The 12,476-nt window shown below is 71.2% G+C and carries 12 protein-coding genes; 8 read left to right on the top strand and 4 right to left on the bottom strand.

Features of this window, described 5'->3' with window-relative positions; genetic code table 11:
• Positions 1–18: 18 nt before the first annotated feature.
• Together O3438_RS07350 and O3438_RS07345 are read right to left on the bottom strand one after the other, a co-directional pair.
• Entirely contained in the window at positions 19–1,077 is a 1,059-nt protein-coding gene (locus tag O3438_RS07350; protein WP_269679216.1) for a FecCD family ABC transporter permease, read from the bottom strand.
• Positions 1,074–2,024: a FecCD family ABC transporter permease gene (locus O3438_RS07345; RefSeq protein WP_442929709.1), complete on the bottom strand. Its 951-nt coding sequence runs from the start codon at positions 2,022–2,024 to the stop codon at positions 1,074–1,076. The genes O3438_RS07350 and O3438_RS07345 overlap by 4 nt, the downstream gene beginning before the upstream one ends.
• Positions 2,025–2,260: 236 nt before the next feature.
• Between O3438_RS07345 and O3438_RS07340 the strand changes: the two genes are divergently transcribed.
• The 6 genes from O3438_RS07340 to O3438_RS07315 all read left to right on the top strand — a co-directional run bounded on the left by O3438_RS07340 (position 2,261) and on the right by O3438_RS07315 (position 9,237).
• Positions 2,261–3,292, top strand: coding sequence for an ABC transporter substrate-binding protein (locus tag O3438_RS07340; RefSeq protein ID WP_269679215.1), 1,032 nt, complete (start codon positions 2,261–2,263; stop codon positions 3,290–3,292).
• A gap of 80 nt (positions 3,293–3,372) precedes the next feature.
• Positions 3,373–4,911: a pyridoxal phosphate-dependent decarboxylase family protein gene (locus tag O3438_RS07335; protein ID WP_269679214.1), complete on the top strand. Its 1,539-nt coding sequence runs from the start codon at positions 3,373–3,375 to the stop codon at positions 4,909–4,911.
• Between the two features lie 52 nt (positions 4,912–4,963).
• Entirely contained in the window at positions 4,964–6,241 is a 1,278-nt protein-coding gene (locus O3438_RS07330; RefSeq protein WP_269679213.1) for a lysine N(6)-hydroxylase/L-ornithine N(5)-oxygenase family protein, read from the top strand.
• Positions 6,238–6,846, top strand: a complete 609-nt coding sequence (locus tag O3438_RS07325; RefSeq protein ID WP_269679212.1) for a GNAT family N-acetyltransferase — start codon at positions 6,238–6,240, stop codon at positions 6,844–6,846. The genes O3438_RS07330 and O3438_RS07325 overlap by 4 nt, the downstream gene beginning before the upstream one ends.
• A complete protein-coding gene (locus tag O3438_RS07320; protein WP_442929574.1) occupies positions 6,843–8,687 on the top strand; it encodes an IucA/IucC family protein in 1,845 nt (614 codons plus the stop codon). The genes O3438_RS07325 and O3438_RS07320 overlap by 4 nt, the downstream gene beginning before the upstream one ends.
• A 49-nt stretch (positions 8,688–8,736) precedes the next feature.
• Positions 8,737–9,237 carry an anthrone oxygenase family protein gene (locus O3438_RS07315; protein WP_332367450.1) on the top strand — a complete coding sequence of 167 codons (501 nt, stop codon included), beginning with the start codon at positions 8,737–8,739 and terminating at the stop codon, positions 9,235–9,237.
• Positions 9,238–9,249: 12 nt separating this feature from the next.
• Here O3438_RS07315 and O3438_RS07310 read toward each other — a convergent pair whose 3' ends face one another.
• Positions 9,250–9,723 (bottom strand): MarR family winged helix-turn-helix transcriptional regulator, encoded by a 474-nt coding sequence (locus O3438_RS07310; RefSeq protein WP_269679210.1) that lies wholly within the window; start codon positions 9,721–9,723, stop codon positions 9,250–9,252.
• Between the two features lie 138 nt (positions 9,724–9,861).
• Between O3438_RS07310 and O3438_RS07305 the strand changes: the two genes are divergently transcribed.
• Both O3438_RS07305 and O3438_RS07300 read left to right on the top strand, forming a co-directional pair.
• Entirely contained in the window at positions 9,862–10,422 is a 561-nt protein-coding gene (locus O3438_RS07305; RefSeq protein WP_269679209.1) for an NADPH-dependent FMN reductase, read from the top strand.
• A gap of 82 nt (positions 10,423–10,504) precedes the next feature.
• Positions 10,505–11,812, top strand: a complete 1,308-nt coding sequence (locus O3438_RS07300; protein ID WP_269679208.1) for an MFS transporter — start codon at positions 10,505–10,507, stop codon at positions 11,810–11,812.
• 155 nt (positions 11,813–11,967) lie between these two features.
• Here the strand turns inward: O3438_RS07300 and O3438_RS07295 are convergent, their stop codons facing one another.
• On the bottom strand, positions 11,968–12,453 hold the full coding sequence (locus O3438_RS07295) for a GNAT family N-acetyltransferase (RefSeq protein ID WP_269679207.1): 486 nt from the start codon (positions 12,451–12,453) through the stop codon (positions 11,968–11,970).
• Between the last annotated feature and the right edge of the window lie 23 nt (positions 12,454–12,476).

Genomic DNA, 12,476 nt, shown 5'->3' with positions numbered 1-12,476 from the left:
CGAGGGCGTCGCGGGTGTTCACAGCCGACCCGCCCGGCGTTCCAGCGCGAGCAGCCAGACGAGGTAGCCGCCGCCGATCACTCCGGTCACCACACCGACCGGAAGCTGGTGCCCGGGGAACGCGCGTTGGGCCAGCAGGTCCGCGCCGACCAGCAGCGCCGCTCCGACGGCCATCGACGGCAGCAGGTTCGGGCCGGGCGCCCGGGTCAGCCGTTTCGTCACGTGGGGGGCGACCAGCGCCACGAAGGACACCGGCCCGGCGGCGGCCGCCGCGAACGAGACCAGCAGCACCGCCGCCGTGAGCAGCACCAGGCGCAGCCGGCGCACCGGCACACCGAGGGCGCCGGCCGTGTCGTCACCCAACTCCATCATCCGCAGCGCCGGGCCGCAGACGACGAGGACCACCGGCGTCACCACGACCAGGACGGCGAGCAGCGGCCCGGCGTTGGCCCAGCCCCGCCCGTCCAGGCTGCCGGTGAGCCAGAGCACCGCGCGCGCGGCGTCCATCAGGGGAGCCCGGGTCAGCAGGTAGCCGTTGACTCCGGTCAGGATCGCGGCGATGCCGATGCCGACCAGGATGAGCCGGTACCCGTGTACGCCGCGTCGCCAGGCGAGGGCGTAGATCACCAGGCCGGTGGCGAGCCCACCGGCGACCGCCGCGCCCGCGAGGGCCAGGCTGCTGCCGCCGAGGACGACCACCACCAGCGCGCCGGCCGACGCGCCCTGGGTGAAGCCGAGGATGTCCGGGCTGCCCAGCGGGTTGCGGACCAGCGACTGGAAGACCGTGCCGGCCAGCGACAGCGCCGCGCCGACCAGCAGGGCGGTGACCAGGCGGGGCAGTCGCAGCTCGTGCACGATGAACTGCTCCGCGGGTGTGCCGCCGCCGACGAGCGTGCGCAGCACGTCGGCCGGGCCCATCGGATAGTCACCGCTGCCCAGGGCGACAAGGCCGAGACCGACCGCGAGCAGCGCCGCCGCGGTGCCGACGGCCAGCGCGCGGGGGCGGTACCGCAGCGACAACCCACCGGGGGTACGGAGGACGGCCGCGGTGCTGAGCCTGCCGGTCCGCCCGCTCACGGGTGGGCCACCTTCGCGCGGGTGACCAGCCACAGGAAGAGCGGACCGCCCAGCACGGCGGTCACCATGCCGACCTGGAGTTCTCCCGGTCGACCGAGCACCCGGCCGAGCACGTCAGCGCCGAGCAGCAGGGCGGGCGCCAGCACCGCGCAGTACGGCAGCAGCCACCGCAGGTCCGGGCCGGTCAGGGCGCGGACCAGGTGCGGCACCAGCAGCCCGACGAAGACGATCGGGCCGCAGGCGGCGGTCGCCGCGCCGCACAGCAGCGTGACCGCCACGATCACGGCGGCGCGGATCAGCACGGGTCGGGCGCCCAGGGCACGCGCGGCGTCGTCGCCGAGGGCGAGCGCGTTCAGCGGGCGGGCGGCACAGAGCGCGACCAGCAGGCCGATGAGGATGAACGGCAGCACCCGCCGCACTGTCGCGGTGTCCGCGCTGGCCAGCGAGCCGACCGTCCAGAACCGCAGCCGGTCCAGCGAGGCGGTGTCCAGCAGCATCACCGCGCTCACGTAGGAGTAGAGGGTCGCGTTGAGCGCCGCTCCGGCCAGTGCGAGGCGGGCCGGGGTGGCCCCACGTCCACCGCCGACGGCGTAGACGAGGGCGGTCACGACCGCCGCGCCGGCCAGCGCGAACCAGACGTACCCGCCGACGGCGCTGACGCCCAGGAAGGCGGCGGCGGTGGCGACCGCCGCGGACGCTCCGGCGTTGATGCCGAGCAGGCCGGGGTCGGCGAGAGGGTTGCGGGTGAGGGCCTGCATGACCGCGCCGGCCACGCCGAGCGCGGCGCCGGCGAGGAGCCCGAGGAGGGTACGCGGCAGGCGCATCCGGTGCACCACCGCGTACTCGGCGGCGTCGCGGTGCAGCAGGCCGGACCAGACGTCGCTGAGCGGCATGGCTTTCGCCCCGACCGCGATGCTGAGCAGCACGATCACTCCGAGCAGTGTCACGGCGGCGATGAGGCCGGCGGCGCGGACCGCGTGGCGACCGCGACGAACCGGGATGACGGCCGAGCCCCGGTCCGGCACACGTGGTGCCTGCCTGGTGACGGTGGGTGTGGCGTCCAGTGTGGGCTCCGGGGTGGTGGCGGCGCGACGAACCGCTGTTGACAATGACCGAGGTTAGGCTAACCTAACCCCGCTGCCCTGGTCGAGTCCGGCCAAACCCTTGATCGAAAGACAACACCATGCCCGATGCCCTGTCCGCACGTCGTCTCTCCCGCCGTGGCCTCCTGGCCGCCGGTGGGGCCGCCACGTTGGCCACCCTGCTCGCCGCCTGCGGCACTGACGACACCGCGAAGCCCGCCACCGGCAACGGAAGCGGCCCCTGGTCGTTCACCGACGACCGGGCCACGAAGGTCGAGGCAAAGGCCCGGCCGACGCGCGTGGTGGCCTTCACCGGCGTGGCGGCAGCACTGATCGATTTCGGTCTCGACACGCAGCTCGTGGGCGTGTTCGGTGAGACGAAGCGTGCGGACGGCAGCGCCGACCCGCAGGCCGGTGACCTCAACGTCGAGGCCGTCGAGATCCTCGGCAACGTGTGGGGCGAGTTCAGCCTGGAGAAGTACGCGGCGCTGCGTCCCGAGCTGCTGGTCACCCACATGTACGACCCGGACGCGCTCTGGTACGTGCCGGACGAGAGCAAGGCCAAGATCCTCCCGCTGGCACCCAGCGTGGCGATCACCACCGCCCGGGTGCCGATGACCAAGCCGATCGAGCGCTACGCCGCGCTGGCCGAGTCGCTCGGCGCGGACCTGTCCGCCAAGAAGGTCACCGACGCGAAGGCCCGCTTCGACGCCGCCGCCGAGTCGGTACGGCAGGCGGTCAAGGCCAACCCCGGCATCAAGGTGATGGCCTGCTCCGGCAGCCCCGACCTCTTCTACGTCTCCAACCCGAAGGTCAGCACCGACCTGATGTACTTCGCCGAGCTGGGCGTCGACATCGTGGTCCCCACCAAGCTCGAAGCCGGCGACTACTTCGAGGCGCTGAGCTGGGAGAACACCGCCAAGTTCCCGGCCGACCTGATCCTGCTGGACAACCGCAGCACTGCCCTTCAGCCCAAGGACCTCGCCGCCAAGCCGACCTGGCAGCAACTGCCGGCGGTCAAGGCCAACCAGGTCACCCCGTGGGACGCGGTGCCCCGCTTCTCGTACGCCGGCTCCGCGCCGTTGCTGGAGAACCTCGCCACCGCCATCCGGAACGCGAAGAAGGTCAGCTGAACCACCCATCGCCCCCGGGCGCACCGCCGCGCCCGGGGTGGGTCCTCGCTGCCCTCGTCGAGAACGTGGAAGGACATCCCGTGACCGTGCCGACGTACCCCGTCGAGACCACCGCGCCGTCACCGACGCCCGCCGTCGCGCGGGCCCACCTGTTGCACGACGGTTCGGTCGACCAGTACCGGCGGACCATCGCCGACGGCGTCGACCGGGTCGCCCGCCGGGTCGCCACCGTCGACCGTCCCGTCACCGGGATCACCCCGGCCGAGCTGTCCCCCCTGGTCGACCGGGTGGACCTGGACCGGCCGTTGGGCGATGCCGGCGCCGCGCTGGACGAGTTGGAGGACGTCTACCTGCGCGACGCCGTCTGGTTCCACCACCCCCGCTACCTCGCCCACCTCAACTGCCCGGTGGCCATCCCGGCGCTGCTCGGCGAGGCCGTGCTCACCGCAGTGAACTCCTCACTGGACACCTGGGACCAGAGCGCGGGGGCGACCCTCATCGAGCGGCGGCTGATCGACTGGACCGCCGCGCGGATCGGCCTCGGCCCCAGCGCCGACGGTGTCTTCACCAGCGGCGGCAGCCAGTCCAACCTCCAGGCGCTGCTGCTGGCCCGCGAGGAGGCGTGCGTCGACGCGATCGGCCCGGCGGCCCGTGCCGAACTGCTGCCCCGGCTGCGGGTGCTCACCTCCGCCGCCGGTCACTTCAGCGTGCAGAAGTCGGCCAAACTGCTGGGGCTCTCCCCGGACGCGGTGATCGCGGTCCCCACCGACAGCCGTCGACGGATCCGGTCGGCAGCCGTGAGCGCGGAGATCGCGCGGTGCCGGGAGGCCGGACTCGTGGTGATGGCCGTCGTCGCCACCGCCGGCACCACCGACTTCGGCTCCATCGACCCGTTGACGGAACTCGCCGCGATCTGCGCGGCGACCGGCGTGTGGCTGCACGTGGACGCCGCGTACGGCTGCGGTCTGCTCGTCTCGCCGACGCGCCGGCACCTGCTCGACGGCATCGAGCGGGCCGACTCGGTCACCGTCGACTTCCACAAGTCGTTCTTCCAGCCGGTCAGCTCCAGCGCGCTGCTCGTCCGCGACCGGCGGACCCTGCGGCACGCCACGTACCACGCCGACTACCTCAACCCGGCCCGGATGGTCGAGCAGCGCATCCCCAACCAGGTCGACAAGAGCCTCCAGACGACCCGCCGCTTCGACGCGTTGAAGCTCTGGCTGACGCTGCGGGTGATGGGCCCGGACACGCTCGGCGCGCTCTTCGACGAGGTGGTCGACCGGGCCGCCGACGCCTGGCAGCTGGTCAGCGAGGACCCCCGGTTCGAGGTGGTCACCCGCTCGGAGCTGAGCACAGTGGTCTTCCGCTACCTGCCCACCGGCCCGGGCCGGGAGCTGGCCGACGCGGCGAACCTGCACGCCCGTGAGGCCCTCGCGGCGTCCGGCCTCGCCGTGGTCGCCGGAACCCGGGTGGACGGGCACCACTTCCTGAAGTTCACACTGCTCAACCCGGCGACCACCGTCGACGACGTCGACCACGTGCTCGAACTGATCGCCCACCACGCCGGCCGGTACGTGCGCGAGCACACCGCCGCCGACCTGACCTGCCACGTCGGCTGACGCCGACCAGACCCGCAACGTCGGCTGACGCCGACCGCGCCTGGAGACTCGCATGTCCACCCACGACTTCGTCGCCATCGGGCTGGGCCCGTACAACCTGGGCCTGGCCTGCCTCACCGCGCCGATCGACGACCTGGACGGGGTGTTCCTGGAGGCCCGTCCCAGCCTGGCCTGGCACCCCGGCATGCTGCTGGAGTCGGCCCGGTTGCAGACCCCGTTCATCGCCGACCTGGTCAGCCTCGCCGACCCGACGTCGCCGTACTCCTTCCTCAACTACCTCAAGGAGATCGGCCGGCTCTACCCGTTCTACATCCGGGAGAGCTTCTACCCGTTGCGCAGCGAGTACGACGCGTACTGCCGGTGGGCGGCGGCGAAGCTGCCGAACCTGCGCTTCGGTCAGACGGTGACCACAGTGGAGTTCGACTCCACCGACGAGCGGTACGTGGTGCGGGCCCGCACCGGCACGGGGGAGACCGTCCAGTACCGGGCCCGGCACCTGGTGCTCGGCACCGGCACCCCGCCATACCTGCCCGACGCCGTGGCCGCGCTGCCCGGGGACGCCGTGCACAACTCCCGCTACCTGGAGCACCGGGCGGCGTTGCGCACCAAGCGCAGCATCACTGTGGTGGGCAGTGGGCAGAGCGCCGCCGAGATCTACCACGACCTGCTCGGCGACATCGACCGGTACGGCTACCAGCTCAACTGGGTGACCCGATCACCGCGGTTCTTCCCGCTCGAATACACCAAGCTGACGCTGGAGATGACCTCACCGGACTACGTGGACTACTTCCACGCGCTGCCCGAGGCGACCCGCTACCGGTTGGAGACCGAGCAGAAGGGGCTGTTCAAGGGGATCAACTCGGACCTCATCAACGACATCTTCGACCTGCTGTACGCGCACAGCGTCGACGGACCGGTGAACACCCGCCTACTCACCAACACCGAGTTGGTTGGCGCCGACCACCAGGACGGGACGTACACCCTCCGGTTGCGTCAGGTGGAGCAGGAGCGCGACTTCACGCTGCGGACCGAGGGGCTCGTCTTCGCCACCGGCTACCACTACCGGGTGCCGGAGTTCCTCGACCCGGTGCGCGAGCGGATCCGCTGGGACGCGCACGGCCGCTTCGACGTGGCCCGTAACTACAGCATCGACCACAGCGGGCGGGGCATCTTCCTGCAGAACGCGGGCACCCACACGCACAGCATCACGTCGCCGGACCTGGGCATGGGCCCCTACCGCAACTCCTGGATCATCCGGGAGCTGCTCGGCCGGGAGCACTACCCGATCGAGAAAAGCATCACGTTCCAGGAGTTCGGGGTGCCGTCGTGACAGTCGTCTTCGCCCGCGTGGACGACCGGCTCGGCGAGTTCGCGGTGCGTACGCTCGATCCGGACGCCGACGCCGCGCTGCTGCACCAGTGGGTGACCCACCCGAAGGCGGCGTTCTGGCTGATGCAGGACGCCGATGAGGCCCGGGTGGCCGAGGAGTACCAGCGGATCGCCGCGCACCCGCACCACGACGCGTACCTCGGGCTCTGGCGGGGGAGTCCCGCCTTCCTCGCCGAACGCTACGACCCGGCCCACGTCGAGCTGGTCGGCCTCTACGACCACCAACCCGGCGACGTGGGCATGCACTTCCTCTGCGCCCCGGCCGGCACGCCGGTGCACGGCTTCACCCGGGCGGTGCTGACCACCGTCATGGCGTGGCTCTTCACCGACCCGACGACCCGGCGGGTGGTGGTCGAACCGGACGTCCGCAACACCGCCGTACACGCGTTGAACGCCGCCGTCGGCTTCGAGGTCGTCGGGCCGATCGCCAAGCCGGAGAAGGACGCCCTGCTCAGCGTCTGCACCCGCGCCCAGTTCGAAGCTGCGGTCAACAGCGCCGCCGTCGACCGCGCTGCCACCACCCGAACCGAAGGAGCCCCGGCGTGACCGCCACCGCCGTCCCCACCCCGACGTCCGCCACCACCGGGCACGCCGCCGGCAGTCCGGTCGGCCACCTCACCCCGGAGCGCTGGGCCCGGGCCAACCGGCTGCTGGTCCGCAAGGCGCTCGCCGAGTTCACCCACGAGCGCCTGCTCACCCCGGAGCCCGTGCCGGGCAGCGACGACCGCCAGTGGTACGAGGTCAGCAGCGACGACGGCACCGTCACCTACCGGTTCGCCGCGCGGGTGCTCGCCCTGGAGCACTGGCAGATCGACGCGGACAGCATCACCCGGCACCGCGACGGCACGTCGACGCCACCCGACGCGGTGGACCTCGTCATCGAGCTGCGTGACACCCTCGGGCTCTCCGCGCGGGTGCTCCCGGTCTACCTGGAGGAGATCACCTCGACGCTGGCGGGCACCGCGTACAAGCTGGCCCAGGCCGCGCCGAGCGCCGCCGAGCTGGCCGAGGCCGACTTCCAGACCATCGAGACGTCGATGACCGAGGGCCACCCGTGTTTCGTGGCCAACAACGGCCGGCTCGGCTTCGGCGTCGACGAGTACCACAGCTACGCCCCGGAGGTCGCCGCACCGATCCGGCTGGAGTGGCTGGCCGCGCACCGGGACCACTCGACGTTCAGCAGCGCCGCCGACCTCGACTACGACAGGCTCGTCGAGGGCGAACTGGACGCGGAAACCCGGGCCCGGTTCGCGGCCACGATGATCGATCTCGGGCTGGACCTGGCCGACTACCACCTGATCCCCGCCCACCCGTGGCAGTGGTGGAACAAGCTGGCGGTCACCTTCGCCGGAGAGTTGGCCGAGCGCCGGCTGGTGCACCTCGGCCCCGGACCGGACGTGTACCTGGCCCAGCAGTCCATCCGAACGTTCTTCAACGTCAGCGAACCGAGCCGGCACTACGTCAAGACCGCGCTGTCGGTGCTGAACATGGGCTTCATGCGGGGGTTGTCGGCCGCGTACATGGCGGCGACCCCGGCGATCAACGACTGGCTGGCCGACCTGATCGCGGGCGACGAGGTGCTGACCGGCACCGGCCTGACCGTGATCCGGGAGCGGGCCGCTGTGGGTTACCGGCACCGGCAGTACGAGGCGGCGACCGACCGCACCTCCCCGTACCGCAAGATGTTGGCCGCCCTGTGGCGGGAGAGCCCGGTGCCCGCACTGGCGCCGGGGCGTCGACTGTCCACCATGGCCGCGCTGCTGCACGTGGACAGCGACGGCGGGTCGCTGGCGGCGGCGCTGATCGCCCGGTCCGGGTTGACGCCCCAGGTGTGGCTGCGCCGTTACCTGGACGCCTACCTCACCCCGTTGCTGCACAGCTTCTACGCCCACGACCTGGCGTTCATGCCGCACGGCGAGAACGTCATCCTCGTCCTCGACGAGCAGGACACCGTGGAGCGGGTGATCTTCAAGGACATCGCCGAGGAGATCGCGGTGATGAGCGCCGACGTCGAGTTGCCCGAGGCGGTCGAGCGGATCCGGGTCGAGGTGCCCGACGACACCAAGCTGCTGACCATCTTCACCGACGTGGTGGACTGCTTCCTGCGCCACCTCAACGCGGTCCTGGTCGAGGCCGGCGTGATCGGCGAGGACGACCTCTGGCGTACGGTCGCGGCCTGCGCCGCCGACTACTTCGACCGGGTACCGCACCTGGCCGAGCGGGTCCGCCACTACGACCTGTTCGCACCGGAGTTCACGCTGTCCTGCCTCAACCGGCTCCAACTGCGCGACAACCAGCAGATGATCGACCTGGCCGACCCGTCGGCGGCTCTCCAGTTCGTTGGCACCCTCGCCAACCCCCTCGCCGCCCACGCCCCGACCCGGTGACCGTAGCCGGGTCTGGTCAGGGGGCGCGCCAACGGGTGCAATGGGGCCCATGGGATTCCTGAGCACCGTGAGCCTGTTCGCCGCCACAGTGACCACCGGCCTGACCGCCGGGCTGTTCGCCGCCTTCGCGTACGCGGTCATGCCGGGGTTGGGTCGTGCCGACGACCGGACGTTGGTGCTCGCCATGCAACGGATCAACGAGTCGATCCTGAACGGCTGGTTCGCGGTCTGCTTCGGTGGCGCGCTGCTGTTCACGCTGCTGGCGGCGGCGCTGCACCTGGGCGCCGACCGCCGGGCGGCGCTGCCGTGGATCGTCGCCGGGCTGCTGGCCTACCTGGTGGTGCTCGGCGTCACGGCGGTGGTCAACGTGCCGCTGAACAACGCGCTGGCCCGCGCCGGCGACGTCGACCAGGTCACCGACCTCGCGGCAGCGCGGGAGCGCTTCGAGACCACCTGGGTACGCGGCAACGTGGTCCGGGCCGTCGCGTCGACCGGCGCGTTCGGCCTGCTGGCCTGGGCCCTGGTGGTGGCGGGGCGGCACTCCGGCTGAGCCGATCGCCGGTCAGTCGGTCGTCTCCGCCGCACCGGCCTGCCGGAACGCGCGGGCCAACCGGGCCAGGTCGTGGCCCTCGAAGTGCTGGAGGAACCGGCGGCGTACGGCGGCCAGGTGGCTGGGCCAGGACTCTTCCAGGCGGGCGAAGCCCGCGTCGGTGAGGACGGCGTTCCAGCCCCGGGCGTCCTCCTCGCAGCGTTCCCGCTTGACCAGGCCCTGGGTCTCCAACCTGATGATCGTCCGGGTCATGCCGCTGAGCGAGAGGTAGCAGAGCGCGGCGAGTTCGTGCATGCGCAGCCGGCGGTCCGGTGCCTCGGAGAGGTTCATCAGGGCTGTGTACTCGGTGAGTGGTAGCTGACGGTCACCGACCATGTCCGCGTCGATCGTGCGGGGCAGCACGTACATCACCTGGCCCAGGGCACGGACCAGGGCCTCTTCATCAGTGGTGAGGGGTTGCGGAGTCTCCGCGGAGGGGTTGGACATCCTCATATCATACTTGTTTGACTGAGCAAATGGTTACCCTCCGTGTGACAACGACCATAGGTAGAGTATTTGCTTGACCAATCAAGCACCGGTTAGCGTTCTCGCCGTCAGGTAAGGACCCTCTGAAAGGCGCCACACATGACCAGGATCGGGATCATCCTCGGAAGCACCCGTCCGGGGCGTAACGGGGAAGCCGTCGCCCGCTGGGTGCTCGAGATCGCCAAGCAGCGCACCGACGCGGAGTACGAGCTGATCGACCTGCTCGACTACCAGCTGCCGCACCTCGACGAGGCGTACCCGCCCTCGATGGGCCAGTACTCGCAGCCGCACACCAAGCGGTGGGCCGAGACGATCGCCTCGTTCGACGGCTTCGTCATCGTCACCCCCGAGTACAACCACTCCACCTCGGGTGCCCTGAAGAACGCCATCGACTTCCTGTACGCCGAGTGGAACAACAAGGCCGTCGGCTTCGTCAGCTACGGCTCGGTGGGCGGCGCGCGCGCCGTGGAGCACCTGCGGCTCATCTCCGGTGAGCTGCAGATGGCCGACGTACGCTCGCAGGTCGCGCTGTCGCTCTTCACCGACTTCGAGAACTTCAGCACCTTCAAGCCCGGCCCGTTCCAGCAGGACGCGCTGACCACCACGCTCGACCAGGTGGTCTCCTGGAGCGCCGCGCTCGCTCCGCTGCGCAAGAGCTGACCGCTCTGCGTTTCCCGGAAACGGCCGTGGGATCCCCACGGCCGTTTCCGTGCGCTCCGCAGTCGTGCCACCATCCACTGCGATGAGTACACCGACTGCGGGTCACGACGTACGCCCTCCGCTGTGGCGGGACCGCACCTTCGGCACGTACTGGGTCGCGCAGTCGCTCTCGGCGGCCGGTGACTCGTTCGCCTACCTCGCGGTGCCGCTGCTGGTGCTCCAGGCGACCGGGTCGGTGGCGCAGATGGGCCTCCTCACCGCCGTCGCGGGTGCGGCGTCCGTCGCCGCCGGGGTCTTCGGCGGGGTGCTGGTCGACAGGTACGACCGGCGCACGCTGATGATCGTGGCGGACCTGACCCGGCTGGTGCTCTACGGCCTGGTGCCGTTGGTGTGGCTCGCCGGCCCGCAGGTCTGGCTGCTCTTCGTCGTGCTGCCGATCTGCGAGGCGGCCGGCATGGTGTTCCAGGTCGCGGCGGTGACCGCTGTCCGTAACCTCGTCGACCGGGATCGGATCACCGAGGCCAACGGCCGGTTGCAGGCGACGTACGCGGCTGCCGCCGTTCTCGGACCGCTGCTCGCCGGTGTGGTGGCGGCGCGCTTCGGCCCGGCGACCGCCATCGCCGTCAACGCGGCGAGCTTCGCGCTCTCCGCGGCCGGCCTGTGGTTGATCCGTCTGCGACCCGCGCCCGCCGACGCCGCCCCGGTAGCCCGGGAACGCCCGTTGGCCGAGTTCCTCGCCGGGGCGCGGTTCCTGTGGGGACAGCCCGTCCTGCGCGCGCTGACCGTCCTGTTGTCGGTCTTCATCTTCCTGACCTACGGCTTCGTCGACGTGCTGATCTACCACGTCACCCATGACCTGGGCGGCTCCGAGGGCACCGTCGGCACGGTCCTCGGTCTGGCGGCGCTGGGCACTGTCGCCGGTGCGCTGCTGGTGGCCCCGCTGCGCCGGCGACGCGGATTCGGCGCGACCTGGATCGGCGCGCACGCCGTCTGCGGTTTCGCGGTGGCCGGCGTCGGCATCGCGACGAGCGTGCCGGCGGTCACCGCGCTGACAGCGGTGTACCTGTGCTGTCTCAGCATCGGCGGGATCTGTTCGATGTCGCTGCGCCAGGAGATCACCCCCGACCACCTGCTCGGCCGGGTGACGTCGGCGTTCTGGAGCACGCACTACGCCCTCGGTCCCGCCGGTGCTGTCGTGCTGACCTGGGCCGCCGCCCGGTTCGGGGTCGCAGCCGTCACGCTCGCGGCCGGAGCGGGGTGCCTACTGGTAGCTGTCGCCGGCCTCTTCAGCCCGGTCCGCCGCGCCGGCGCGGAGCCGCCTTGTCCGCCTGCTTCGGCCCTGGTGAATCAGGTTGGTGAGCCACCGGCCGGCCATCCCTCGACGGTCTGAGCTGGCGTCGCGCCTGGGCGGGGCTTCCGCCCGTATGTTCCGCCGTGCCTGTCGAGCTGCCCCACATCTGGGGCAGCTCGACAGGCATCCAACAACACGCGGCATCCGCCCGCCGCGAACCAGCGTGCGTGAGATCGCCCAGGCCCGAATTCCGGTCAGAACTCCTGGTACATGACGTGTAGGCCGACCCGGCCGAGGGTGGGGTGACGGAACGCCCCCGGCACCGTGCCGATCACCGCGAAGCCCTCCCGCCGGTACAGCTCCACCGCCGATTGGTTGCTCTCCGCGACGGCGTTGAACTGCATGCCCGCGTACCCCTGCTCGCGAGCCCAGGTCAGGGCGTCGCGGCACAGCGCGGTGCCGACGCCCCGGCCCCGGGCGTCGGCGGCGACCATGAAACTCGCGGTGGAGACGTGCGCTCCCGGCCCCGGTTTGTTGGTGCCCATCTTCGCGGTGCCGAGCACCCGCCCGCCGTTCACCGCGACGACGGTGCGCCCCGGCGAGGCCTCGACCCACACGGCGTACGACTGCTCGGCGGTCATCGCCGGGTCGTAGGTGAAGGTCTCCTGAGCCCCGATCACCTCCTGGATGATCGGCCACACCTGCGACCAGTCCTGGTCGACGAACTCCCGAATCAGCACCGGGGGAGGTTAAGCCCACGACG

This window comes from Micromonospora sp. WMMC250, from assembly GCF_027460215.1.
GTDB classification, from domain to species: Bacteria; Actinomycetota; Actinomycetes; order Mycobacteriales; family Micromonosporaceae; genus Micromonospora; species Micromonospora taraxaci.
This window is presented reverse-complemented; position numbering and strand designations above follow the sequence as displayed.